Source organism: Chitinasiproducens palmae (assembly GCF_900095735.1).
In the GTDB taxonomy this organism is placed as follows: domain Bacteria; phylum Pseudomonadota; class Gammaproteobacteria; order Burkholderiales; family Burkholderiaceae; genus Chitinasiproducens; species Chitinasiproducens palmae.
Genome location: NZ_FNLO01000006.1, coordinates 69186 through 94523 on the forward strand (window position 1 = coordinate 69186; position 25338 = coordinate 94523).

Here is a 25338-nt window from a genome sequence, read left to right on the forward strand (position 1 = left end):
CCTGCGGGGCGCGTCACGCCTGCGGGGCGTGTCCCGCCTGCGGCTCAGGCGCTGGCACGGCGCTGGCAGCGCTGACGAAGGCGGCACGCCAACGCGACCTGTCGAGACAGGCGGCGGCGTGCACCGGTCCTCACTCCTGCCGCTTGCGCAGGCGCGGATCGAGCGGCAGCAACGGGACCTTGCCGGCCCCGGCCCGGCCCTGCCTGAAGTGCGCGAGCAGCGCGCCCTGACTCGACAGCCGCTGCTTGGCGCGCGACCGGCGCAATTCGTATTGGCCATCGCTCTGCATCAGCCACGCGTTGCTATTGTCCCGCAGCGGCAGACGCAAGCCTTCGCGCAGCACGCGATCGCGCAGGCGACGGTCCAGCACCGGGAAGGCGATCTCGACGCGCCGAAACAGATTGCGGTCCATCCAGTCGGCGCTGGACAGGTAAACCTGGTCCTGTCCGGCCGCGTGGAAGTAGAAAACGCGGTGATGTTCGAGGAATCGGCCGATGATCGAGCGCACGGTGATGTGTTCCGAGAGCCCCGGCACGCCCGGCCGCAACGCGCACACACCGCGCACGATCAGGTCGATCCGCACGCCTGCGCACGAAGCGTCGTAAAGCGCGGCGATCACGGTCGGTTCGAGCAGCGCATTCATCTTCGCGATGATGCGGGCCGGACGGCCTTGGCGCGCCTGCTCGGCCTCGGCCTGAATCTTCTCGATCAGCTTGTCATGCAATGTGAATGGCGCGTGCCACAGATGATGCAGCTTCGGCGGATCGCCGGCACCCGTCAGCAACTGGAACAGGTGGTGCACGTCCTCGCCGATCTCCTCCTGGCTGGTGAGCAGGCCGAAGTCCGTGTACAGGCGCGCCGTCCGCGCATGGTAGTTGCCGGTGCCGAGGTGGACGTAGCGGCGCAGATACGGCGTGCCGAGCGCGTCATTCTCGCGGCGCACGATCAGCGTCATCTTGGCGTGGCACTTGTGGCCCATCACCCCGTACACCACCTGCACGCCAGCCGCGGCCAGGCGCGCCGACCAGTCGATATTGGTTTCCTCGTCGAAGCGCGCGAACAGCTCGACCACGGCGGTCACTTCCTTGCCGTGCCGGGCCGCATCGATCAGCGCTTCCATGACCGCCGATTCGCTGCCCGTGCGGTAGATCGTCATCTTGATCGCCAGCACGGCCGGATCGCGCCCCGCCTCCTGCAGGAACTCCAGCACCGGCGCGAAACTTTCGTACGGGTGATGCAGCAGCACATCCCGCTTGCGCAGCGTGCGAAACACCGACTCGCCCGCCATCTCGGCAGGAATGTTCGGTACGAACGGATCGAACTTCATGTCCGGCTCGTCGATCATGTCCGGCACGGTCAGCAAACGGACGAGATTCACCGGGCCGTCGACGCGGTAGCAATCGTCCGCGCCGAGGTCGAATTCACGCAGCAGGCGGTCGACCAGCGGCGGCGGCGCGCCGCGAGCGATTTCCAGCCGTACCGCCGCGCCGTGATGCCGTTCCGGCAGCTCGCCCTGCAACGCCTCGCGCAAGTCGGTCGCCTCGTCCTCCGACACGAACAACTCCGCATTGCGGGTGACGCGGAACTGATAGCAGCCGAGCACCTCGATGCCGGGGAACAATGACGAGACGAACGCTTCCATGAAGGCGGAAAGCAGCACCAGCCCGTACGGGTGGCCGGACAGTTCGGTGGGCATGCGCACCACGCGGGCGAGCGTGCGCGGCGCCTGCACGATGCCCAATCGCACGGCGCGTCCGAATGCGTCGCGGCCGCCAAGCTGCACGATGAAGTTCAGGCTCTTGTTGCTCACCCGTGGGAACGGATGCGCGGGGTCGAGCGTGATCGGCGTGAGGATCGGGGTGAGTTCGCGATGGAAGTAGCGCGCGGCCCACTCGCGCTGGACGGCGTTCCAGTCGTCCGCGGCATGGAACACCACGCCTCGCTCGGCGAGCTTCGGCAGGATATCCTGTGTGAGAGCGGTGTATTGCTGTTGCACGAGTTCGCAAGCGCGCTCGGCCACCGCGCGGTACACCTCGCGCACCAGCATGCCGTCGGAGCTGACCGCGGCGGGATTGTCGCGAAGCTTCTCGCGCAGACCGGCCACGCGCACCTCGAAGAATTCGTCCAGGTTGCCCGATACGATACACACGTAGCGCAGGCGTTCCAGGAGCGGCAGGTCGCGCGCGGCATGATGAGCCAGTACCCGGGCATTGAATTCCAGGATGCCCAGTTCGCGGTTGATCAACGTAAGTGCAAAGGGAGGACGCATGTACAGCTGACTTGGTAGCGCATCGAGGCGATGCGCTCGGAGCATGCACACGTTTCATTGCAAGATGATGACGGTGCGCCGTCACGATGTTGTCACGCGCGCGGCGTACCCTGCATCGGCACCGGAACCGCCGCCATGAATGATCTATCCTCGCCCCTCGCCGTTGTCGACATGGGCTCCAACAGCTTTCGCCTGCTGGTCGGGCGAGTCTATTCGACTCGCGCCGACGGCGACGAGGTCCGGCAGGTGGTGCCGCTCGACGCGCTGCGCGAGCCGGTTCGACTGGCCGCCGGTCTGACGCCGGAGCAGCATCTGGACGCGGCCGCGCGCCGGCGCGGCGTCGCCGCGCTGCGCCGCTTCGGCGACCGCTTGCGCGGTTTTGCGCCGGAGCAGGTGCGCGCGGTCGCGACCAACACCTTGCGGGTCGCACGCAACGCGTCGGCCTTTCTCGCCGAAGCCGAGCACGCGCTCGGTTTCCCGATCGAAGTCATTGCCGGGCGCGAGGAAGCGCGCCTGATCTACGTCGGCGCCTCCTACGACGCGCCCCCCGTGGCGGGACAGCGGCTGGTCGTCGACATCGGTGGCGGCTCGACGGAATTAATCATCGGCACCGGGCACGAACCCGGCCCGATGGAAAGCCTGTACATGGGCTGCGTGTCGCACAGCCGGCGCTTCTTCGCGCAGGGCCAGGTCGATGCGCGGGCGTTCCACGAAGCGGAGTACGCGGCGCGCCAGGAACTGGCATCCGTCGCCGGCCAGTTTCGCGAACTTGGCTGGGAGCAGGCGCTCGGCTCCTCGGGCACGGCCCGCGCACTGGCCGAACTGATCCACGTCAATGCGCTCGGCGGCGGCTCACCCCAAACGATCGACCGCGCCGGCCTGCACGCGTTGAAGGCGCTGCTGATCGAGGCCGGACACGCAGGCCGGACCACGCTCAAGGGGCTGAAGCCGGATCGCGTGCCGGTGCTGCCGGGCGGACTGGCGATCATGATTGCAGTGTTCGACGAGCTGGGCGTCGAGACGATGCAGGTCACCGACGGCGGTCTGCGGCTCGGCGTGCTCTACGATCTGCTCGGCCGTCACAGCCATCACGATGTGCGCGAAGTGACGACGCGCCAGTTCATGCAGAAATATGGCGTCGACGTCGCGCACGCACAACGCGTGCGTCGGCTGGCGCTCGCGGTACACGAACAGAGCGTTGCCCTCGACGAGGGCGCCGCGGACCACGCGCTGCTCGGTTGGACGTGCGCATTGCATGAAATCGGTTTGCTCGTCTCGCGCACCGGTTATCACCGCCACAGCGCTTACATCGCTGAAAATGCCGACATGCCGGGCTTCAGCCGGACCGACCAGACGCGGCTCGCGACGCTGCTGCTCGGCCAGACCGGCAAACTGGGCAAGCTTGCCAACGGCGAACGTCCGATCGACTGGGCCATGTTGTTTGCGCTGCGCCTGGCCGTGGTGCTGAACCGGCCGCGCCATCCGGTTGTGGCACCGGTGCCGCAGGTTCGCGCCGATGTCGAGAACCTGCACATCGAAGTAAGGTTGCCGCCCGCCTGGTCCGAGGCCAACCCGCTCGCCGCCTACATGCTGAGCGCAGAGGCCGAGGAATGGCAGCGCATCGGCTGGAGCTACGTCATCAGCGCCGACTGAGCGCCGGCGCAAACGCCGCGCGGAGGCGATCGTCCCGGCGCCACATCGGTCGATCCCACATCGGTCGATCCCACATCGGTCGACCCCACATGGGTCGAAGCGCCCGCCGTATTGGCGTGGTCGGTCGACGCCGACGCGGTGCCGAGCCGACACACGTCCCCACCAGTGGCCGCGCGCCGCCGTCGCTCAACCGCGCCTGCCGCCCAAGGCGATCAACACCCCGCTGGCTGCAGCAAGCGCCCGCATGCCGGCTACCGATGCCGGCTACCGATGCCGGCGACTGATGCCGGCGACTGATGCCGGCGACTGATACCGGCGACCAATGCAGGCGGGGGACGCGCCGGTCACGAATCGCCGCTCCCGAAGGCCGGCTCGCCGCTTGCGCGGGCCCTGTCGCATCCCGGCGCGCCTTCGCGCCAAACGCTTCCGCGCCGATCGCCTCGACGCGAAACGCCGCGGCGCGCGCGGCTTCGCGTATCATGCGACTCGTTTCTTCCGATCGCGTCTGCGCGTCTCGTCACGCCAAATGCTGTGGCAACATTGTCTCGGCAACGACCGCGCCCCGCGTTCTGGAACCGTACACGCACACGTCCAGCACGCGATTTCGCGAGACGCCGTCGATGCCTGATTCGCGTTGAAGGCACGGCTGCGTGCGTTGCCCGTGCGCCCGCTTCCGACACCGCCATGACGACTGCGCTTCCGTATCCCCTGCCAGACGACGAAGCGCGCCGACTGGAAGCCTTGCGTGCCTACGCCATGCTCGACACCGCGGCCAGCGAGGATTTCGATCGGCTGGTGCGGCTGGCGACGCATCTCTTCTCGGTACCGATCGCGCTGGTGTCGCTGGTCGACGCCGAGCGGCAGTTCTTCAAGGCACGCGCCGGTCTCGATGTCTGCGAAACCAGCCGGGACGTCTCGTTCTGCGCACACGCACTGGTCTCGGACGACGTCCTGTTCGTGCCCGACGCGCTTCTGGATCCGCGCTTCAGTACCAATCCGCTGGTGCTGGGCCCGCCGCATATCCGCTTCTATGCCGGGCAGCCGCTGGTCACGCCCGACGGCGCCCGCCTTGGCACGGTCTGCCTGATCGACACGCTGCCCCATGCCGGATTCAGCGAGGCCGAACGCGGCAATCTGCGCGACCTTGCGGCGCTGGTGATGGACAGGATGGAAGTGCATCGTGTCAACCGCGTCAACGAGCTGCAGCGGATACGTTTCGCGACGCTGGCCGACAACGCGCCGGACGCGGTCGTGTGCTGGGACGCCCAGGCGCGCATCGTCTTTTGGAATCCGGCCGCCGAAGCCATGTTCGGCCGACGCGCCAGCGAAGTGCTGGGGCGTGCCGGCGAAGCCATCGTCGCGCCGGCCTCGCGCGCCGCGTTCGAGGCCGGCTGGCAGCATCTCCAGGAGTGTCCCGAGGCGGTACGGTCGGAACAGGCGCTGGAGCTTCTCGGTCTGCGTGCCGACGGCAGCGAATTCCCGGCGGAGATCTTCCTGTCGGCCTGGCCGGAATGCGGCGCGCAATGCATCGCCGCCTTCGTGCGGGACGTGACCGGTCTGCGCGAAAAGGAAGCGCGCCTCTTTCAATTGGCGTCGCTCGACCCGCTCACCGACCTACCCAATCGCGGCGCCTGGCAAATGAGCCTGGAGGAAGCGCTGGTGCGCGGCGAGCCCGCCACGGTGCTGCTCGTCGACCTGGACGGTTTCAAGGAGATCAACGACACCTTGGGGCATCCCGCGGGCGACGCCGTGCTCAAGGAAGTCGCGAGCCGCCTCAGCGCGATCTGCGACGGCGCGGTGACGGTCGCGCGTCTCGGCGGCGACGAGTTCGTGGCGCAGCTCGCGGGCAGTGGCGAAAGCCGGGCCCGCCTCACCGCAAAGCGCCTGATTGCTGAACTGTCGCGCCCGATCTCGCTCGCCCGCCATACGGTCAGGATCGGCGCGAGCGTCGGCATCGCGTTCGCGCCCGCGCACGGCGCATCGGTGCAGGATGTGCTCGGCGCGGCCGACCTCGCGCTCTATCGGGCCAAGGCGTCCGGAGGCGGCCGTTATGAATTTTTCGTGCCGGCGATCCGCGAGGTCGCGGTCGCGCGCCGGGAGTTCGAGCGGCAACTCAAGCTCGCATTCGAACGTGGCGAATTCGAACTGCACTATCAACCGCAATTCTCGATCGGCGAGCGCCGTTTGATCGGTGCGGAAGCGCTGATGCGCTGGCGTCACCCGGAGCGCGGCCTGCTCGCACCGGCCGCGTTCATCGAAATCCTCGGCAAGAAACCGTCGGCCGCCGCGGTGGGCGAATGGGCGTTGCGTACCGCCTGCCAGCAGGCGGTGCGGTGGCGCGATTCGGTGCCGGGCTTTCGCATCAGCGTGAACCTGTTCGAGGCGCAACTGCGCGCCGGCACGCTGCTGTCCGTAGTGCGCCGCGCGCTCGCGGACACCACGCTGGCACCAAGCGCCCTCGAACTCGAACTGGTCGAGAACATCCTGATCCGCGACGATCCGTCGACGCTGCGCCTACTTCGGGAACTGCGCAACCTGGGCGTCGGACTCGCATTCGACGACTACGGCACCGGCTTCGCATCGCTCAGCCTGCTCAAACGCTATCCGGTCTCGCGGCTGAAAATCGATCGTTCATTCGTGCGCGAGGCAGCCCGCAACCCGGCCGACGCCGCGGTCGTGCGCGCAATCGTCTACCTGGGCCGCAGCTTCGGCCTGGAAGTCATCGCCGAGGGCGTCGAGTCCGAGGCGCAACTCGCTTTCCTGGTCGAGAACCAGTGTGCGGAGGCACAGGGCTACTTGTTCGGGCGGCCGCTGCCGGCCGACGAGTTCACGCAGCGCTTCATCACGGCCGGCGCGGCGCCGAACTGACAGGACCTCGCGGCCGACGCCTGTCACCGCTGCCCGGGCCGACGTATCGACGGTGGCACCGACGCTGGTACCGACGCAGGCATCGACGCTGGCATCGCTGCACGGCGTCGATACGTCGTCTGCCAGTCTGCCGCAGGGACCGCGCGTCTCGAGCATTGCCTCAATGCCCGCTGGCCGCCATCGCCGTTGCGCGGCCCGCGGGCTCCGGCTGACGTGGCGCGCGCACGAAATACAGCACGGCCAGTGCCCCCGCCAGCGCCACGCCGCCGCTGAGAAGGAAGGCGCTGGCGAACAAGCCCGTGCCTTGCACCAGGAAGCCCGTGACGGCCGGTGCCACGATGCCCGCCGTATTGGCGATCAGGTGCATGAAACCGCCAACGCTGCCCATGCGCGACTGGGGAACGGTGTCGAGGATGATGCCCCAGTAGGCGCTGAGCGTCAGGTTGATGAAGAACACCGTGATCGCCATCAGCGCCACCGCCCATTCCAGCGTCTGCACACGCCCGGCCAACGCCACGCACGCCGCCGAGATCAGCAGGCTGGTGACGATGATGATCTTGCGTGACAGCACGGCCTTGCCGGTGACACGGAAGATCGTGTCCGACGTCAGGCCACCCAGAGCGATGCCGACCGCGCCGCACGCCCAGGGGATGACGTTGACGAAGCTCATCGACTGGATGCTGAGGTGCCGCTCCATGGTCAGATAGCTCGGAAACCAGGACAGGAAGAAATAGAGGATGTACGCATAACCGAAGAACGCGAAGGCAGTGGCCAGAATGGCCGGGCTCCGCAGGAAGGTGCCGAGCGACGCATCCGGGTCGGCGGTCGCCTGCAGCCGATCCGACGCCGCGGAACGACCGGGCGCCAGCGCGGCGCTGCCCGCCGCGTCGCGCGCATCGGGCCGAATCCACCGGTTCTGCTCGGGGAGGTCGGTGACCGTCAGCGCCCACAGCAGCACCCAGAGCAGGCCGAGGGCGGCAATGATCACGAAGGCGACCCGCCATCCGACGGCCACCGCCAGCAAACCGACGATCGGCCCCGCGATCGCGCCACCGAATTGCTGCCCGGCATTCGCATAGCCCACCGCCGTGGCCTGTCTGCTTCGCTCGAACCAGCCGCTGATCATCTTGTTCGTGCATGTCGCGTACGGGCCTTCCCCGGCGCCGAACACGACGCGCACAACCAGCAGCGAGACCATGCCGACCACGCCCGCGGTGAGGCCGCAAAAGACCGACCACAGGCCCATGCTTGCCACCAGCACGCGCTTCGCGCCGAAGCGGTCCGCTGCATACCCACCGACGAAGCAGAACAGCGAATAGCCGACGAAAAAGGCGCTGAACACAATGCCTAGCTCCGCAGGCGTCAGGTTCAAGTCCTTGGTGATCAGCGGCGCCGCAATCGCGAGCGCCGCGCGGTCCAGGTAGCTGATCGCACCGGCCAGGAACAGCATGAATACGATGAACCAACGGAATTGCGAAAGTTTCACGGCGGTCTCCTGCGGCTCTTCACGAACCTTGTATGTTTTGAAGGCGGTCCGCGTCTCGCGTGAACCGCCGGTCGGGGGCGCGGCGCACCGGCAGCGCGGCGCCGCGCCACCCGCGCTCAGCTCACGACGGATGGGTCGCCATCGGCCAGCGCCGCTGCCGCGCTGGCCTCGTGCGGTTCGAACAGACGCGCGTCCATCAGCGGCAGCGGGTCGAGGATGCGGGCGGGCGCGAAGCCCATCTGACCAAGCACGTCGCGGCGCACGTCGATGCCTGGCGCGACTTCGCTCAATACCAGACCCTCGGACCCGACCTCGAAGACCGCGCGCTCGGTCACGATGAGCGCGCTCTGACCGGCCCGGACGCCGTCCTGCACCGCGTACGTGATGCTCTGCGCGGTGTCGACGAACTTGCTCACCTTGCCCTCGCGCCGGATGGTCGCGCGTCCGCCGGCATAGTCGACGTCCAGGCCGCCTGTGGTGAAGCTGCCGGTGAAGACCAATCGTTCGGCGTTGGCCGCGATGTCGGTGAAGCCGCCCGCGCCGGGATTGGCCCTGCCGAACTTGCTGACGTTGACGTGCCCGCGCGCGTCGTACTCGGCGAAAGCCAGCGCCGCGAAGCGGCAGAGGCCGCCGTCGATCACGTCGAACTGCTGCAGACCATCGAGCAGCGCGGTCGGGTGCAGGTTTGCCGAGAACTGCCAGCCGTTCATCACGATGCCGCCATATGAGCCGTGCTCGGTCGTGAACCAGTAATCCTCCGAGCCCGTCTGTGCATCGATCAACCCTTGCTCGGCCATGATCAGCGGAATATCGGCCGCCGCGCCGAAGCCGAAGATGCCCAGCTCGCGCTTGCGAACCTCGCGCGCCGCGCGTCGCGCGATCACCTTGTCAGGACCGAACGGCAGCACCGGGAATGCGTGTCGATCCGCCTGCGGCACGAGATAGTTTCGGTCGTACGGCACGTCGGTGGTCATCATCATGTCGGCATCGACGACGATCGCATCGACGAAGTTGCCTGGCAGGCGCACGCTCGTCGCGGGCCGACTGCCGCGCGGCACGATCCGCCGCACCTGCGCAATCACGCGTCCCTGGCTCGCCTTCGCGGCCAGCGCCAGCGCGAGTCCCGCCGATACCAAGGGCTCGTCCTCAAAGGAGAGGTTGCCGAACTCGTCTGCGCTGCTGGCCCGGATGATCGCGACGTCGAGCGGCCAGGTCGGATAGAACAGGCAGGTCTCATCACCCAACTGGAGCCGCTGGATCAGATCGTCCTCGCAACGCGCAGTGAATTTCCCGCCGCCGTGCTTGGGGTCCGCATAGGTGCCGACGCCGACGCGCGTAACGTAGCCGGGACTGCGGCGCGCCACCTCGCGCAGCCAGTGCATCGACGCCCCGATCGGCCAGGAATACGCCTCGATGCGATTCTCCTGGATCAAGCGCATCAAGGCTGGCCTTTCGCCGGTACGCGGATCGACCGGATTGATGTAGGACCCCGAAACGATCCGTTTCATCAAACCTTCCTTCGCCACGTGGTCCATGCCCTTGATGCCGACCGCGTCGCCCGTGCCGCAGGGGAAGTAGAAGGTCAGGTTGCGCGGCGCGCCGGTCTGCTCGAAGCGTCGCCCCAGCGCGCTCAGGGTGGCATCGGGCACCACCCAGCCGATCACCCCGACCGAGGCGACGGTCTGGCCATCGCGTATCGAGGCGACTGCTTGTTCGGCCGTAACGATCTTGCTCATTGTTTCACCATGAATTTCCGAAGGGTTGTCTGCGCGGCGCTGCCGCGGCAGTCGTCGGCGAAATAGCGCGCCGCGAGCACGTCGAGTCGTTCGCCATCGAGGCTGGTGAACGGCGCGAAGAAACGCTTGGTCGACGCGACGGCCTGCGCCGGCAGCGCGGCAAGGCGTTCCGCGAGCGCCAGAGCCTCGCCGAGCGCGCGGCCGTCATCGGCCAGAACATCGACCAGGCCGAGAGCCTCCGCTCGCCGACCGTCGATCGGCACATCGCCCCACACCAGGCGGCGCGCCTGTGCGGGACTCACGCGCGTCAACAATGCCTGCAATCCCCACGGCGGCAGCCAGCCGTTGGCCACCTCCGGCAAGTGCCAGCGCGCGTCCGCGGCGCTCACCACCAGATCGCAGGAGATGGCGAGGATGAAGCCGCCGCCCAGCGCGAAGCCTTCCACGGCGGCGATCACAGGCTTCGACAGACTGCCGATACGGCGTGCAATACGTGCGGTTTCAAGCTCGTGTTCGCACATGCCGTCGATCGACAGCGCGCCCAGTTCCTTCAGGTCGCTGCCGGCGCAGAACGCCGGCGGCGCGCCCGACAGCACGACGGCCTTGACCTCGGCGTCGCGCTCGGCGGCTTCGAGGGCGGCCAGCAACTGGCGCATGGTTTCCGCACCAAGCGCATTGCGCCGCTCCGGACGGTCGTTGATCAGATGGCGGACGTGGCCGATAGTGTCGATCTTCAAGTGTGTCTCCCTAGTTGATGGCGGCACCGTCACGCCGCAGCGCATCGCGCACCGCCGCGGCGTCCACCGCGCGTGGCTGCCGTCGGTCGCGTACCGCCAGCGCCGCGGCATGACCGATAGCCTGACCGTATGAAAAGCATTGCGCGGTGACCCGCGCCGAAGCGACCGCCTCGTGCTCCGCCGAGAGGCAGCGGCCGGCCACCAACAGGCCCTCGCCTGCGGTCGGTACGAAGCAGCCGTACGGCACCGTGTAGTAGTCGTCGAGAATCCACTCGACCTTCGGCCGGTCGCCGGCGTGCAATTCGATCGGCCAGGGCGAGCGGGCGATGCCATCGTCGAACTTGCGGGCGGCAACCACGTCGGCGTTGAGCAGGCGCGCGGTGCCTTGCACCTGCCGGCTCTGACGGATGCCAACCTGGACACCGGTGTCATTGACGAACGCTTGTTCGCAGCCGACCAGATGGTCGCGGATGAACGCGGCATACGCGTGTACCTGGCGCCGTCCCTCGATCTCGGCCTCGGTGAAGTCGGCGAAACGCAGCGGATCCAGTTCACGTCCGTCCGCACCGGTGATGCGTGTGCAGTTGCAGAGCAGTTCGCCGGGCCGCGTGGTGGGAAACAGCCAAACCTTGCTGCGCGGCAGCGGCCTGCCCGCGGCCTGCGCACGGCGCAGCGCCGCCGACACGGCCTCTCCCATGATCGTGTCGTCGCCGTATTCGGCCCGGAAACGGGCGACGTCGACGCCCAGCAGCCGGAAGATCATCGTCGGATTCTGCACGTGCCCGTCGTCGCCGACGAAGCTGCCCAACCCCGCCATCGCGACCACATCGGCATCGCCGCTCGCATCGACAGTGATGGCAGCCTCGATGTCGACGCGGCCCTGTTTGGTCCAGGCGGATACGCCAGCGATACGGTCGCCGTCCAGCAGCACGCGCGTGGCCAGCGCGTGGTAGATCACCGTGACACCCTCCGCGGCCAGCAGATCGTCCGCCGTGTCACGCCAGATCAACGGGTCGTGTACCCGGGTCCAGGTCCGTCCGTAGCGCACCGGCGGCGCGATGCCGCCACGTGCGTCCAGCGCCCGCACGAATTCGTCGGCGAACCCGAACACGACCTGCTCAGGCCTTGCGCCGGCACGCTCGGTGGCGAGGTACAGGCCGCACACCGTGCCAGACAGCCCAGCCACCGCGCCGCCGCCACAAAAGCCGTACTTCTCAAGCAAGGTGACCTGCAAGCCCTGACGCCGCGCGGTCGCGGCCGCCGCGACGCCGGCCGCACCGCCGCCGACCACAAGCACGTCCGAAACCCGCCGAAGCGCCGGACGGCGATCCACATCTTCGAAATTCATAATGTTCATCTGATATGTCAGATGACGACAGGCTACCGACTATACGTTTTTCAGTCAACGACCGGACCCTGCGTGTTTACCCCATGGGCCCCGCGAGCCGGTACACGGCGGAAGCGCGCTGTGACGCACGGACCGTGCTGCCGCCGACCCGCGGTTGGACGAGAAGCCCGCCCTGCCCGCTAAGCGGGCCTAAGCGGCGCTGAGCGGCACGTTTCGGCATCGAGACACGCTGCCCCACGACGATCCACATTGCGACGCATTCGACATTGCTCCGGGCGCAGGACAGCGCCCCCGCGGCGGACCTGTCGAGCGTCTCGCTGGCGCCTGGATCGGCGGCGGCCCCGGCGACACCGGCCGCGCCTGGTTTCATGTGTACTATTCGACTTAACCTGAACAGCCGAAGCGAATCCGCTCCCGCAGTGATCAAGAAGAACAGCGCACCCACCGCCTCGCCGGAAGCCGAGGCCGCCGAACCCAAGGCCGAGTACGCCTATCGGCGCCTGGAAGAAATGATCGTCACGCGCCAGTTGCCACCCGGCGCCCTTGTCTCGGAAGTCCAGCTGGCCAGCGAACTGGCGCTCGGGCGCACGCCGGTGCGCGAGGCGCTTGCCCGCCTGCAGCATGTCGGTTTCGTGAAAACCCATCCGCGCCGCGGCACGCTGGTCTCCGGCGTCGACGTGCGTCAGCAACTAGAGTTGCTGGAGGTGCGGCGGGTCCTGGAACAGTTGATGGTCGTGTCAGCGTGCTCACGCGCGACGCCTGGCGAGCGCGCACAAATGCAGCGTCTCGCCGCGGAAATCGTCGCAGCGGCCGACAGCGGCGATGTGCATGCTTACTTCCGCGTCAATCGCGCGATCCACGACATCGAAGTTGCCGCCGCGCACAATTCGATGCTGGCCAACACGATGGAAATCATCCATGCGCAGTCACGTCGCTTCTGGTACGTCCATGTGCAACAGAGCGGCGCGTTCAAGGAGGGCGCGGCGCGGCATGCTGCGGTCCTCGACGCAATCGTCGGCGGCCACGAAACCGAGGCGAGCGACGGTGCCGCGCAACTGCTGCTCTTTCTGGACCGCCTGACGCGCTCGGCCATCGAGTCGTTCAGATAGCGTTGCCCGAGCGTTTCCCCGCGACGCTGGCTCGCGGCCCGCGTCCAGGTGCGTGACCGAGCCACGCCTGTCCGACACCGCGGGACGCTGGCCAACGCTCGCGTGATTCAGCGTCCGGCCGGCGACGCGTCGCCTCCTGTCGGACCTGGCGGCACGATCGTCTCGCCCGCCGCTTGACGGCCCACTGATGCGCGGCATGCCGCCATAGCGGTCGGCCAGTCGAGCCGTCGAGCCGTCAGGCCGGCTCCCTAATGGCGCCAACGGCGCGCGGACGGGGATGAGGCGCAGCGGCGATGCAGTTACAGAATGACAATTTAACCATCCCCAAAATTGAAACTGATTCTCATTACCAATAACGTGCAGGCTTGCGCCGACGCCAGGGGCGACTTCGCATCGCGTCGGGATACTCACGCATCACTTGCTACGTCATGCTTAGTAATCGCTTCCACGCCAGGCACGGCTTCTCCTTCGCAACACTCGCGGCACTGACCTCGCTGCCGTTTTCCACTTCCACTGCCGCCGAAACACCGCCAACGCCCCATCCAGACAGCACAACCGCAACGGTACAACCGGCACTGGCTCGGCGTTCCGGCGCGGCTGCGCAGGTCTCGGCGCGACTCGACCCGGTCACGGTCACCGCAACCCGCATGGAGACCCCCGAGAGCCGCACGCCTGCAAGCCTCTCGGTCATCGATGCCGAGACCCTGGCGCAATACCAGTCGCAGGATCTCAAGAATGCGTTGCGCTACGAGCCGTCGGTCAGCGTGCGCCATGCCAGCTACCGGCCAGCTTCCGCCGCGGGCGGCGGCGGGCGCGACGGCAATGCCGGCGTCAATATCCGTGGACTCGAAGGCAATCGCGTTCTGTTGATGGAAGACGGCGTACGACTGCCGTACGGCTTTACCTTCGGACCGCTCGAGGCCGGGCGCGGCGACTATGCCGACATCGCCACGCTATCGCGCATCGAAGTACTGCGCGGGCCCGCCTCGACGCTCTACGGTAGCGACGGACTGACTGGCGCAGTCAACTTCGTCACTCGCACGCCTGCCGAATTGCTCGCGATCCATGGCAAGTCGTCGTATGCGGCATTGGGCGCCGGCTATGACTCGCTGGACCGCAGCGTCGGCGCAACCGTCTCTCTAGCCGGCGGCAACGACCGCATACAGGCGATGGTGATCGCCGACGGCAGGCGCGGCCACGAACGCCGCAACAAGGGCGACGACAACTCCGCAAGTACCGCGCGTACCGCCCCCAACCCGCAGGACACGTATGCAGAGACCCTTCTCGGCAAGTTGGTGTTGACGCCTGGGCGACAGGACACGGTCACGTTGACCGCGGAAACCGTCAGGCGCCGGCTGAACAGCGATGTACTCTCCGCGGTACGGCCGCCGACAACGCTCGCGCTCATCGGCAACGACCGTCTGGAGCGCAATCGCTACAGCGTGCGCTACGACCGCCGCGACCCGGACACGCCCTGGCTACAGCGTGCGCACATGCAGCTGTATCTGCAGGACGCGTCGCAGCGGCAATACGCGTTCGAGACGCGGGGCCGCGCCGCTTCGCGCTCACGCGTTGGGCGTTACGACGAGCGGACGCTCGGCGGCAGCGTGCTGGCGGAGAGCCGCTTTGTTACCGGTGCGCTTGCTCACACGCTGGTCTACGGTGCCGACGGCAGCGTGGACAGGATCACCAACCTGCGTGACGGCACTGTGCCTGGTGTCGGCGAGCCGCCATTTCCGAACAAGGCATTTCCGGACACCGACTATGTTCTGTTCGGCGCCTTCCTGCAGGATAGCGTGCGATACGGCGCGCTCGCCGTGACGCCCGGTCTGCGCTTCGACGTCTACCGACTGAATGTGTCAACCGGCGATCCGCGCTTCGTCGGCGACGCCGTGCCGTCGCACGCCAGCACCGTTTCGCCTCGCCTGACCGTGCAGTACGAATGGGCGCCCACGGCGATGGTGTATGTGCAATACGCACGAGGCTTCCGGGCGCCGTCGCCGGATCAGGTGAACAACAGCTTCGCCAATCCGCTGTTCGGCTACACGACGATCGGCAACCCGCATCTGAAGCCGGAAACCAGCGACGCGGTCGAACTCGGCGTGCGTGGCCGCCTTGGCACGGGCGCCGGTCCGCTGCACTACCAGGCAGCGGTGTTCGCGGGGAATTATCACGACTTCATCAGCCAACGCGTGGTGCGCGGCAGCGGGCGGCCGGGCGATCCGATGGTCTTCCAGAACGTGAACGTCGCGCGCGCCCGGCTGCACGGATTGGAGGGACGGGTCGAGTGGCTGCTGCCACGCAGCGTCACGTTCAAAGCCGCGATGGCCTTCACGCGCGGCACGGTGCGCAGCGACGACGGGAAGGCGCAGCCGTTGGACACCGTCAATCCGTTGACAGCAGTCTTAGGCCTGCGCTACGAACCGTCGACGCGTTGGTTCGCGCAAGCCGACGTCCTGTTCCAGGCGGCGAAGCGGGCATCGGACGTCACCGCGAAAAGCTGCGCGGGCCAGGACTGCTTCCTGCCGCCCAGCTCGATGGTGGTCGATCTGCACGCCGGCTACCGCTTCAGCCAACACGTCGTGGGCTATGTCGGCATCGACAACCTGTTCGATCGGCGGTATTGGACGTGGTCCGACGTGCGCGGCATTGCCGAGACGTCGGCAGTCACCCGCGCGTACACGGCGCCGGGACGGAGCGTGTCGGTGAGCCTGAAGGTCGACTTCTGAGCACGCGACCCGGCGACGCCTGAACGTCGCCTCTGGGCAGGCCGCGCATCGCGGTCCGTGCGAGAGCGCCTGCGCCGCGCGCGCAGGCTGCCAGCGCGCGGCGGCCGTGCCGAAACCTGCTCGGAAGCGCTCAGGCGTCCGGCGCATCCTCGAATGCGTCGACGACGTGCAGCGTGTGCGCATAGACGGCGCCGGCGCGCAGCACCACGACCAGCGCGTAGGCTTCGTCCAGCGCCGCCTCGGGTTGCCCGTTGGCCAGCGCCTGCCGGTGGAACAGTTGCCGGTTGGCTTCGTTCGACTGTGCGTAGGCGATGGCCGCGGCGGCCAGCCAGCGCAGGCCGGGTTCCAGCAGGTCATTGCCAAAGACTTGGCGCGCGAAAGCGAGGCGGGCATCGGCAATCGGCTTGCCAGCCACCGCGGCCTCGTCGACCGTAACCAGTTGCCCGGCCTCGATCGACACGTCGCTACTGCCCAACGCTTCGAGCACGGCGCTCAGATAGCTGAAGGCCAACGCCTCGTCGCGCGTTGCGCCCGTCTTGCGCGCGAGCGCGGCGTGATGCTCGATGCAGAATGCGCAGCGGGTGATCTGTGCAATGGCGACCGCGATCAGATGCTTGTCCTTCTCGCTCAACGCGCCGCTGCGCCACACCGGCGCGGACAGCGTGCGAAACGCCTTCGGGTCAGGGTGTTGCCGCTCGAGCGCGCCAACGATGCGCGCTTCCTGATCGTGATTACGCGGATGGCTCATCGGCCTGCCTCCTTGGTTCGTTGCGCTCAACGCGGGTCGGCAAGCGCGGCATCGCTGGCCGCGACGGGATCGGTGCGTCTGCCGAGTTGGCGCGCGGGATCGACGGCGGCGAACACGGCCAGCAGGCTCAACACTGCGAGCGCGGAAATGTAGGCGCAGATCAGCCATGGCGCACCGTCGCCGGCCGCGAACAGCCATGTCGCGACAAACGGTGTCAGCCCGCCGGAGAGCAGCGTGCCGATCTGATAGCCCAGCGAGATGCCACTGTAGCGCACCTCGACCGGGAACTGCTCGGCGAACCATGCCGCGCCGGGCGCGTAGATCGCTGCGTCGAACACCGCCAGTTCGATCGCGAACACCAGCGGCAGCCAACGCAGATCGCCGTGTTCGAGGAACCAGAAGAACGGCCAGACGAAGAGCCCGATGCCGACGACCGCCCAGATGGCGGGCCGTCGACGGCCGATCCGATCCGACAGGGCGGCCCACAGCGGCGTGACCAGCACCGCGCACGCCGAGCCGACGATCACGGCGCTCAACGCGAAGGAAGCGCCCCCGCCCCGCTTCAGGTTGAGATAGCTGATCGCATAGGTGGTGACGATCGCGTACATGGCGGGCTGCACCAAGCGCAGACCGATCGTCACGAACAGCGCGCGGCGATGATGCCGGAACACGTCAGCGACGGGCAGCCGCCTGATCCTGCCCTCGGCCTTGGCGGCCTGGAAGGGCGCCGGCTCCTCGATCCGCAAGCGCACGAAGATGCCGACCGCAACCAGTACCACGCTGAACAGGAACGGCAGGCGCCAGCCCCAGGCGGCGAAGTCCGCCTCGGTCAAGGCACTGCGCACGCCGAGGAAGGTCGCGGAGGCCAGCAACATACCCGCCGCCGATCCCACCTGCGTGAAGGAACCGAGCAGGCCCCGCGAGCGGGGCCGCGCATGTTCGACCGACAGCAGCGACGCGCCGCCCCACTCGGCGCCGGTGGCTACACCTTGCAGAAGGCGGAGCACCACCAGCAAACCCGTTGCCCAGAGCCCCGCCTGCGCATAAGTGGGCAGCAGACCTGTCAGGACTGTCGCCACCCCCATCAGCATCAACGAAAACACCAGCACGCGCTTGCGTCCGACGCGATCGCCGAAATGCCCGGCGAGCACCGCGCCCAACGGTCGCGCGAAAAAGCCGACGCCATAGGCAGCGAAGGAACCGAGCAGCGCGGTGACCGGGTCGGTGGACGCCGGGAAGAAGGCCCGGCTGAAGATCAGCGCCGACGCGGTACTGTAGATGTAGAAGTCGTACCACTCGATGGTGGTGCCGAGGAAGGCCGCCAACCCGACTCGGGTGGCGGGCGCGGCTGGAGCGGCCGCGGCGGATGGGTTCGACATGTGTCAATCTCGATATAAGGAGGGTCAGTGTTTACCCTCAGCCGAGCAGTTGACCATGGGCGCTGCGCGATGCCAAACGAAGAATTCTGCTTAACATTGCAGACGGACTGGCAAGGGGCGCCGACCGCGCGGCGCGAAGCCGCATCGACCTGACCTGCAAGCTCGTAGCTCGAAGACAGGTGCCGAGGTTGCCGACGAGCGCCGACGCGATCGTGATCCGGACTTTGCGATCGCATGACCACTCGAGCGACCCTCTCGGCATGCGGATCGGAGTCGCAGCCGAGCGTCGACGGCCACCGACCAGAACGTGCTCTTCAGCGCGGCGGGCGGAGCGTTAGTGGGTGCCACAGCGCGACGCAACTCGCGACGCATTGCATGCCGAAGCCGAGGCGGCCCTGAGTCGATGGATCACGCAGCGCCCGTGCGCGGTCGTATCATGACGCCACCCCCGGCGCCTGCCGCCGCCCGCCCATTCACGACAGGAATCCATATGCGCTTCGCCTTTTTCCAGACCGGCAGGTCGGCGTCATCCGAGGAAACGCGCACCATCGAGGTTGCGGTGCAAGCCGGTGAAGCGTGGCTAGACACCGCCGCGCTCGATCTCGACTTCGAGCTGCGGCCGGAGACGCTGCTGGCCCTCGGCGCCGCGGAGCATGCAGCGATCGCGCATGCCGCGCGGCGGTCGCACGCTACCGTCGATCTCGCCACCGTCACGCTGCTGCCGCCGGTGGCGCCGACCGCTCGCATCTTCTGCGTCGGACTCAACTATGCCGACCATGCAGACGAAAGCGCGATGGCCCGGCCCGCGCATCCGGTGATTTTCCTGCGCACGCTGGACAGCTTCGTCGGTGCCGACGCCCCGCTGGTGAAGCCGCGCGCGTCGGATGCCTTCGACTATGAGGGGGAGATGGTGGCCGTCCTCGGCAGCGGCGGTCGCCGCATCGCCCCGAGCGACGCCGCACGCCATATTGCCGCCTATACGATCTGCAACGAAGGCTCGGTGCGCGACTATCAACTCGAGCGCGGCCCGCAGTGGACCATGGGCAAGAACTTCGCTGCGAGCGGCGCGCTCGGGCCGTGGCTGGTGACCGCGGACGAAGTCCCCTTGCTGGGCAAGGGGCTGGCGATCGAAACGCGCATCAACGGCGAACGTCTGCAAGCCGCGAATACCGATCAGATGATCTTCGACCTGCCGGCGATCATTGCCTACCTGAGCGAAGCGTTTGTGCTGCGCGCGGGCGACGTGATCGTCAGCGGCACACCGTCCGGCGTCGGCTTCGCGCGCAAGCCGCCGCGTTTCATGCAGGTCGGCGACCAGGTCGAGGTGGCAATCGCGGGTCTCGGGACCCTGCGCAATACGGTGGTCGCGGAAGACTGAGGGCGACGCGCCCCGTCGGCATGCGGCTCGACCCGGCTGTGCCAACGTTGCCCGGCGCCGTCCAGCTGCGGCAACGACTCCGGCTACGCCATTCCTGGCGTAGCCGCGAAACCAAGCATGCAGGCGCATGCTTTGCGTATTTACCGCACATGCGGTTCGCCGGCGCCCGGGCATGTGCCGCGGTCCGCCACCGACGGCTCGGCTCCGAGCACGGCATCGCCGCTCGACACGGCGACTTACTTCCGCAGCGGCGCGAGCAGGCCCCGCAGGTCGTTGTGGTCGAGCTCGTGCATCAGGGCCAGCAGCTCGCCGAGCCGTCCGCGCGGAAAACCGGTGCGCGCGAACCACGCCAGATAAGCGCCCGGCAAATCGGCGAGCACGCGGCCCTGGTACTTGCCGTAAGGCATCGTGATGGTGACGAGGCTTTCCAGATCATCGGCCTGCATCGTTGCGCCTCGCGTGGGTGGGAGCGGGTGAAAGGGGAGCGCAGGGGAGCGCGGGGGGCCGCAGCGGGCCGCAGGGGCCGAAGCGCCGACAGCGGTCCGCGAGCGATGGCGCTCGGCTTGCCTCATGGCCTGCCGGTTTCGCGCAGGGCGGTGGCGAGCGCGTCGATGAACGCATGCGCGACTGGCGGCAGCGTTCGTCCGCGTTTCTTGATGACGGCGATCGGACGGGCGAACTGCCTGTCGTCGATCTGCCGCACGACCAGCTCCGGCTCCGCGCGTACCTCCCGGGCGCTGCCCGGCAGGATCGTGATGCCAAGCCCGCCGCGCACCATCGCCACGGCAGTCATCATGTAGGTCGGCTCGCAACTGACGCGCGGCTGACGGCGCGATCGAGCAAGTGCCGCATCAACCACCTCGCGCACACTCGTGCCACGCGGGGTCAGCACCAGGGTCTCTCGCGCAATATCCGCGAGGGTGACCCGCGCCTTGCCGGCGAGTCGATGTTCAGCCGGACAGACCACGACGAGCCGGTCGACCGCGCGATGCAGCACTTCCAGCGCGGGATGCGCGGATGCACCGCCGGTCACGCCGATATCGACCGCCTCGTCGACCACCTGTGCGTCCACTGCCTGCGCGATCGCGTCGCGAATCTCGAAGGTGACGCCCGGATGAGCGGCACCGAAGCGTTCGATCAGGCGTGGCAGCGCGCTGGCCGCGAAAGTCGGCAGACAGGCCAGCCGTACGGTGCCGGTCGTGCCACCGCTCAGCGCGCGCGCGTCGAGCAGCACCTGCTCCATGTCCCGCAACGACTTGCGCAAGGCGGGCAGCAGGTCACGGCCGAGCGCGCTCAATGCAACGCGGCGGCTGTTGCGGTCGAGCAGACGCGCGCCCACCGTTTCCTCCAGCCGACGGATCTGCACGCTGAGCGCGGGCTGCGACACATGCAGTTGGGCAGCGGCCCGGGTGAAGCTCGCGGTGTCGGCCACGGCGACGAAGGCACGCAGATCACGCAGCGTCAGGTCCATATGATTTCGTGATGGCTGCGATCAAATCATTTCAATTGTTGTATGGCTCGACGCACCTTACGCTAGCCGGTACTAAATAACAAGATTGGAGACTCGGCATGCTCGCACTGCTCGGCCTGGGCACGATCGTCGCCCTGTTGGCGGCCATCCTGTCGAAGCGGATGTCGCCGCTGGTGGCCCTCATCATCGTTCCCGTCGTGGCCGCATTGTTGGGCGGCTTCGGACTTCAGACGAGCAAGTTCGCAATCGATGGCCTGCGCAACCTGGCTCCGGTCGTCGGCATGTTCGTGTTCGCGATCCTGTATTTCGGCACGATCACCGATGCCGGCACGCTCGACCCGATCATCGACCGCATCCTGCGCGCGGTGGGCACCCGGCCGACCCGGATCGTGATGGGCACCACGCTGCTGGCCCTGCTGATTCACCTGGACGGCTCCGGCGCGGTGTGCTTCCTCGTCACGATCCCCGCGATGCTGCCGCTCTACGACCGCCTCAGCATGGACCGGCGCGTGCTCGCGGCCGCCGTGTCGCTGGCCGCGGGCATCAACTTCCTGCCCTGGACGGGTCCGATGATCCGCGCGTCCGCATCGCTGCACCTGCCGGTCTCCGCGCTGTTCAACCCGCTGATTCCGGTGCAGCTGGTGGGACTGGTGTTCGTCTTCAGCGTCGCCTATCTGCTGGGCCGCCGCGAGGAAAAGCGTCTGGGCACCGCTGGCCTGGTCAGCGGCGCACCGTTGCCGCAGCGTGTCCTGAGCGATGACGAAAAGGCGCTGCGCCGCCCGCGCAACTTCTGGTTCAACATCATTCTCACCGTAGTGGTGCTGGGCACCATGGTCGTGATGGGGGAGAAGGTGCCGCCGGCCATGATGTTCATGGTAGGCCTCTGCATCGCCCTGATGGTGAATTATCCGAATATGGAGATGCAGCGGCGCCGCATCGATGCGCACGCGCGCGCCGCGCTGATGATGGCCGGCATCCTGCTGGCCGCTGGCGTGTTCACCGGCATCATGCAGGGCAGCGGCATGCTCAAGGCCATGGCGCAGGCGGCCGTCGGCTTCGTGCCGCCGTCGATGGCGGGACACATCCCGGTCGTGCTGGGCGTGCTGTCGATGCCGCTCAGCATGCTGTTCGACCCGGACTCCTTCTATTTCGGCGTGCTGCCGGTGATTGCCGAAGTGGCCGGCCAGCTCGGCGTGCCTGCGCTGCACGTCGGTCAGGCGGCCCTGTTGGGCCAGATGACCACCGGCTTTCCGGTGAGCCCTCTCACTCCAGCGACGTTCCTGGTGGTCGGACCGACCGGCATCGACCTGGCCGACCATCAACGTTTCACTTTCCCACTGCTGTTTGGCGCGTCGTTGGTCATGACAGTCGCCGCGGTCGTCCTGGGCGTCTTCCCGCTGTGATCGGCCCGCGCCACTCGCGCGCGCCGCTGCACGCGCCATCGCCGTTCAGCCTGTCGTCCACCGCAGCCACAGGAGTTCATCCGCATGACTGACGCCCTACCGTCCTCCACCGTTCGCATCGGCGCCGGCGCCGGCTACTCGGGCGATCGCATCGAGCCGGCTGTCGAACTGGCCGAGCATGGCGAACTCGACTACCTCGTTTTCGAATGCCTTGCGGAACGCACCATCGCGCTGGCCCAGCAACTCCGGCAGGCCGATCCGTCGCACGGCTACGACCCGCTGCTCGACGCCCGCATGCGGGCAGTCTTGCCGACCGCGCAGCGCCGCGGCGTGCGCATCATCTCGAACATGGGCGCCGCCAATCCGCGCGCCGCGGCGCGCCGCACCGCGCAGATCGCCCGGGAACTCGGCCTGCCCGCGCTGCGCATCGCCGCGGTGAGTGGAGACGACGTGCTCGCGCAGGTGCGCGCCAGCGGCCTGCGCTTCGAGGAGTCCGGCCAGCCGGTCGCCGCCTTCGACGATCGGCTGGTCGCAGCCAACGCCTACCTCGGCGCGCAGCCGATCGTCGATGCGTTGGCGGCTGGCGCGGATGTCGTGCTGACCGGCCGGGTCGCCGATCCGGCCCTGTTTCTCGCGCCGCTGATCCATCGCTTCGGATGGTCGATGGACGACTGGGATCGCCTGGGCCAAGGCACGGTGGTTGGCCATCTGCTGGAATGCGCCGGCCAGATCACCGGCGGCTACTTCGCCGATCCGGGCGTCAAGGACATACCGGATCTTGCACGGCTGGGTTTCCCGATCGGCGAGGTCAGCGCCGACGGTACGGTCGTCATCTGCAAGGTGGCGCACGCCGGCGGCCGTGTCAGCGAGGCGACCTGCAAGGAACAACTGCTTTATGAGATTCACGATCCAGCGCGCTACCTGCAACCGGACGTGAGCGCCGACTTCAGCGACGTACGCGTCGCGACGCTCGCGCCCGATCGCGTCCGTGTGACCGGCGGGCGGGGCCGCGCCCGTCCCGACACGCTGAAGGTGTCGGTGGCCTACCGCGACGGCTTCATGGGCGAAGGACAGATTTCCTACGCCGGCCCGAACGCCGTTGCGCGCGCGGAACTGGCGCGCGAGATCGTTCGCGAGCGGCTTGCGTTGACCGGTGTCGAAACCAGCGAACTGCGTTTCGACCTGATCGGCGTGGACGCATTGCATGGCCCGGCCCGTGCGCGGGAAAGCGGCGCTCATCCCTATGAAGTCCGGCTGCGGGTGGCCGGACGCACCGCCACGCAAGCCGAGGCGATACGCATCGGCAACGAGGTTGAAACGCTCTACACCAACGGCCCGGCAGGCGGCGGCGGCGCCAGCAAACAGACGCGCGCGATCGTCGCCGTCCAGTCGGTACTGCTGCCGCGCAGCGCCGTGCAGCCGCGTTTCGAAATGGTCACGCTCGACGATGCAGCAGGAGAAGCCTGAGATGGAACTTCGCGAGATCGCGCATACGCGCACCGGCGACAAAGGCGATACGCTCAACGTATCGGTGATCTGCCATGACCCGGCCGACTATTTGACAATCTGCGAGCAGGTCACCGCCGCGCGGGTGAAGGCGCACCTCGCCGACGTGGTGAAGGGCGAGGTGGTTCGCTACGAGTTACCGAACATCGCCGCGTTGAACTTCGTGATGCAGCAAGCGCTCGGGGGCGGCGTCACGCGCTCGCTGGCCTTGGACGCACATGGCAAGTCGCTCGGCTCGGCATTGCTTGGCTTGCCGATCGCCTAGGCTGACGCGCCCCCGTCGCGACCACGCCGCCGACCGCGTCGGCCAACAGCGGACGACAGCGGACGACAGCCGCGAACATGACCACCCGGCGCGTGTCGACGCCGCTTGCAGTGACCCGGGCGGAGCCTGCAATCCGCTGTCGCTCCGCCAGACAAGCCGCGGCGGGTGGCCCGTGGCACCCGACCGCCAACGCGTCGGGACGGATACCGCGGCGGAGATTCGGCCGATCGCTTACGACCGGATTGCCCTCTCGAGTTGCGTCTGCACCTCTTCGAAGCTTTCCCGCACCATCCGAGCCAGGCTCTCGGCAAGCGGAGAGAGCCCGACAGTCGACGGTGCCATCAGGTACGCATGGAAATCGATCGGCTCCTCCAACGGGCGGAAAACGATTGCGGACGACTCCAGGTAGTCATACGCCGCCACTGCCTGCACGATGCCGACGCCTACGCCGCGCGACACCATCGTGCACACATTCACACCGTAGCGAACGACCGCGGCGATATCGAGGTCCTTCGAACGCTGCGCGATCAGCTGCGTCAGGCCCCACCGAATCATGTCGTCGTCCTGGTATGCGATGAACGGATAGCGCAACAGTTCGGCAAGCGCAATCGACTTGTTGCGGGCCAGCCTGTGTCCCGACGGCACTGCGCAGATCGCGCGCTGCGTCATGTCGCATAAACAATGGAATGACGACAAATCCCGCCCCGCCGCGACGATACCAAGATCCACGGCGCCAGCCAGCAAACGATCGCGAATCAGGTCGGACGCGCCCAGCGACAGCACCACCTTGCTGTCCTCGTGCAGCTTGCGGAAGCGCGAAATGACACTGCCAGAGAAGCCGAGGCTGTAGCTGAAGCTGGTTCCGAGCTTCACCGTCGCGGCACGCGGCGCCGCCAGCTGCAGTGCGAACTCGCGCAGGTTGTCGAGGCCGGCGTAGCGCCGCTGCACCTCCTCGAACAGGAGCATGGCCTCGCGCGTTGGCACCAGGCGTCCACGCTGGCGATCGAAGAGCGTCAAATTCGTCAGCGTCTCCAGTTCCGACAAGAGCCGGCTTATTCCCGATTGCGATCCGCCGATCAAACTCGCGGCCTTGGTCGTGGTGCGGGTCAGCATCAGCGCTCGGAAAGCATCGATATGTCGGAATTCCATGCGATCAATATGCTCTGGTCGGAGGGTTCACGTTAACCCGGAAAGTATTTTGACATCGTTGCCGATCTATTTGCATGCGCATAGTATCGCCCATTCCTACCCAT

At 67.4% G+C, this 25338-nt stretch carries 18 protein-coding genes; 8 read left to right on the forward strand and 10 right to left on the reverse strand.

Features of this window, described 5'->3' with window-relative positions:
* Positions 1–130: 130 nt before the first annotated feature.
* Positions 131–2269, reverse strand: coding sequence for a polyphosphate kinase 1 (ppk1, locus tag BLU54_RS11255; RefSeq protein ID WP_091908159.1), 2139 nt, complete (start codon positions 2267–2269; stop codon positions 131–133).
* Between the two features lie 135 nt (positions 2270–2404).
* Here ppk1 and ppx point away from each other — a divergent pair, with 135 nt between their 5' ends.
* The gene (ppx, locus tag BLU54_RS11260) at positions 2405–3922 is read left to right on the forward strand and encodes an exopolyphosphatase (RefSeq protein WP_091908162.1); all 1518 of its coding nucleotides are present in this window, start codon (positions 2405–2407) and stop codon (positions 3920–3922) included.
* Positions 3923–4606: 684 nt separating this feature from the next.
* The gene (locus BLU54_RS11270) at positions 4607–6790 is read left to right on the forward strand and encodes a putative bifunctional diguanylate cyclase/phosphodiesterase (protein WP_091908166.1); all 2184 of its coding nucleotides are present in this window, start codon (positions 4607–4609) and stop codon (positions 6788–6790) included.
* A gap of 160 nt (positions 6791–6950) precedes the next feature.
* On the opposite strand, the gene BLU54_RS11275 is transcribed toward BLU54_RS11270, so the two are convergent.
* From BLU54_RS11275 to BLU54_RS11290, 4 genes are all read right to left on the reverse strand, one after another.
* Positions 6951–8276, reverse strand: coding sequence for an MFS transporter (locus tag BLU54_RS11275; RefSeq protein WP_235837905.1), 1326 nt, complete (start codon positions 8274–8276; stop codon positions 6951–6953).
* Positions 8277–8392: 116 nt separating this feature from the next.
* Entirely contained in the window at positions 8393–10012 is a 1620-nt protein-coding gene (locus BLU54_RS11280; RefSeq protein WP_091908168.1) for a CoA-transferase, read from the reverse strand.
* Positions 10009–10749, reverse strand: coding sequence for an enoyl-CoA hydratase/isomerase family protein (locus BLU54_RS11285; protein WP_211435340.1), 741 nt, complete (start codon positions 10747–10749; stop codon positions 10009–10011). Before BLU54_RS11285 ends, BLU54_RS11280 begins: the two co-directional genes overlap by 4 nt.
* 10 nt (positions 10750–10759) lie before the next feature.
* Entirely contained in the window at positions 10760–12097 is a 1338-nt protein-coding gene (locus tag BLU54_RS11290; protein ID WP_091908170.1) for an FAD-dependent oxidoreductase, read from the reverse strand.
* Positions 12098–12516: 419 nt separating this feature from the next.
* Here BLU54_RS11290 and BLU54_RS11300 point away from each other — a divergent pair, with 419 nt between their 5' ends.
* Positions 12517–13206, forward strand: coding sequence for a GntR family transcriptional regulator (locus BLU54_RS11300; RefSeq protein ID WP_170845121.1), 690 nt, complete (start codon positions 12517–12519; stop codon positions 13204–13206).
* A gap of 428 nt (positions 13207–13634) precedes the next feature.
* Positions 13635–15935: a TonB-dependent hemoglobin/transferrin/lactoferrin family receptor gene (locus BLU54_RS11305; RefSeq protein ID WP_091908177.1), complete on the forward strand. Its 2301-nt coding sequence runs from the start codon at positions 13635–13637 to the stop codon at positions 15933–15935.
* 130 nt (positions 15936–16065) lie between these two features.
* Here BLU54_RS11305 and BLU54_RS11310 read toward each other — a convergent pair whose 3' ends face one another.
* Entirely contained in the window at positions 16066–16683 is a 618-nt protein-coding gene (locus BLU54_RS11310; RefSeq protein ID WP_091908179.1) for a carboxymuconolactone decarboxylase family protein, read from the reverse strand.
* A gap of 26 nt (positions 16684–16709) precedes the next feature.
* Positions 16710–18062: an MFS transporter gene (locus tag BLU54_RS11315; protein ID WP_091908181.1), complete on the reverse strand. Its 1353-nt coding sequence runs from the start codon at positions 18060–18062 to the stop codon at positions 16710–16712.
* Positions 18063–18552: 490 nt separating this feature from the next.
* Here BLU54_RS11315 and BLU54_RS11320 point away from each other — a divergent pair, with 490 nt between their 5' ends.
* Positions 18553–19440 carry a fumarylacetoacetate hydrolase family protein gene (locus BLU54_RS11320; RefSeq protein ID WP_091908183.1) on the forward strand — a complete coding sequence of 296 codons (888 nt, stop codon included), beginning with the start codon at positions 18553–18555 and terminating at the stop codon, positions 19438–19440.
* Between the two features lie 236 nt (positions 19441–19676).
* On the opposite strand, the gene BLU54_RS11325 is transcribed toward BLU54_RS11320, so the two are convergent.
* Together BLU54_RS11325 and BLU54_RS11330 are read right to left on the reverse strand one after the other, a co-directional pair.
* On the reverse strand, positions 19677–19886 hold the full coding sequence (locus BLU54_RS11325) for a DUF3820 family protein (RefSeq protein WP_091908184.1): 210 nt from the start codon (positions 19884–19886) through the stop codon (positions 19677–19679).
* A 122-nt stretch (positions 19887–20008) separates the two neighbouring features.
* Positions 20009–20911 carry a LysR family transcriptional regulator gene (locus tag BLU54_RS11330; RefSeq protein ID WP_091908186.1) on the reverse strand — a complete coding sequence of 301 codons (903 nt, stop codon included), beginning with the start codon at positions 20909–20911 and terminating at the stop codon, positions 20009–20011.
* Positions 20912–21009: 98 nt separating this feature from the next.
* Here BLU54_RS11330 and BLU54_RS11335 point away from each other — a divergent pair, with 98 nt between their 5' ends.
* The 3 genes from BLU54_RS11335 (at position 21010) to BLU54_RS11345 (ending at position 24085) form a co-directional block, all read left to right on the forward strand.
* Positions 21010–22314 (forward strand): CitMHS family transporter, encoded by a 1305-nt coding sequence (locus tag BLU54_RS11335; protein WP_091908188.1) that lies wholly within the window; start codon positions 21010–21012, stop codon positions 22312–22314.
* 84 nt (positions 22315–22398) lie between these two features.
* On the forward strand, positions 22399–23781 hold the full coding sequence (locus BLU54_RS11340; RefSeq protein WP_091908191.1) for an acyclic terpene utilization AtuA family protein: 1383 nt from the start codon (positions 22399–22401) through the stop codon (positions 23779–23781).
* A gap of 1 nt (position 23782) precedes the next feature.
* Positions 23783–24085, forward strand: coding sequence for an AtuA-related protein (locus BLU54_RS11345; RefSeq protein ID WP_091908537.1), 303 nt, complete (start codon positions 23783–23785; stop codon positions 24083–24085).
* Between the two features lie 231 nt (positions 24086–24316).
* Here BLU54_RS11345 and BLU54_RS11350 read toward each other — a convergent pair whose 3' ends face one another.
* On the reverse strand, positions 24317–25234 hold the full coding sequence (locus tag BLU54_RS11350) for a LysR substrate-binding domain-containing protein (protein ID WP_091908194.1): 918 nt from the start codon (positions 25232–25234) through the stop codon (positions 24317–24319).
* Between the last annotated feature and the right edge of the window lie 104 nt (positions 25235–25338).

Bases quoted from the DNA above. Each gene is read 5' to 3' on its own strand.
- BLU54_RS11330 (WP_091908186.1), bottom strand. From the start codon at position 20,911: ATGGACCTGACGCTGCGTGATCTGCGTGCCTTCGTCGCCGTGGCCGAC.
- BLU54_RS11320 (WP_091908183.1), top strand. From the start codon at position 18,553: ATGCGCTTCGCCTTTTTCCAGACCGGCAGGTCGGCGTCATCCGAGGAA.
- BLU54_RS11305 (WP_091908177.1), top strand. From the start codon at position 13,635: ATGCTTAGTAATCGCTTCCACGCCAGGCACGGCTTCTCCTTCGCAACA.
- BLU54_RS11310 (WP_091908179.1), bottom strand. From the start codon at position 16,683: ATGAGCCATCCGCGTAATCACGATCAGGAAGCGCGCATCGTTGGCGCG.
- BLU54_RS11315 (WP_091908181.1), bottom strand. From the start codon at position 18,062: ATGTCGAACCCATCCGCCGCGGCCGCTCCAGCCGCGCCCGCCACCCGA.
- BLU54_RS11350 (WP_091908194.1), bottom strand. From the start codon at position 25,234: ATGGAATTCCGACATATCGATGCTTTCCGAGCGCTGATGCTGACCCGC.
- BLU54_RS11340 (WP_091908191.1), top strand. From the start codon at position 22,399: ATGACTGACGCCCTACCGTCCTCCACCGTTCGCATCGGCGCCGGCGCC.
- BLU54_RS11280 (WP_091908168.1), bottom strand. From the start codon at position 10,012: ATGAGCAAGATCGTTACGGCCGAACAAGCAGTCGCCTCGATACGCGAT.
- BLU54_RS11290 (WP_091908170.1), bottom strand. From the start codon at position 12,097: ATGAATTTCGAAGATGTGGATCGCCGTCCGGCGCTTCGGCGGGTTTCG.
- ppx (WP_091908162.1), top strand. From the start codon at position 2,405: ATGAATGATCTATCCTCGCCCCTCGCCGTTGTCGACATGGGCTCCAAC.
- BLU54_RS11325 (WP_091908184.1), bottom strand. From the start codon at position 19,886: ATGCAGGCCGATGATCTGGAAAGCCTCGTCACCATCACGATGCCTTAC.
- BLU54_RS11270 (WP_091908166.1), top strand. From the start codon at position 4,607: ATGACGACTGCGCTTCCGTATCCCCTGCCAGACGACGAAGCGCGCCGA.
- ppk1 (WP_091908159.1), bottom strand. From the start codon at position 2,269: ATGCGTCCTCCCTTTGCACTTACGTTGATCAACCGCGAACTGGGCATC.
- BLU54_RS11345 (WP_091908537.1), top strand. From the start codon at position 23,783: ATGGAACTTCGCGAGATCGCGCATACGCGCACCGGCGACAAAGGCGAT.
- BLU54_RS11335 (WP_091908188.1), top strand. From the start codon at position 21,010: ATGCTCGCACTGCTCGGCCTGGGCACGATCGTCGCCCTGTTGGCGGCC.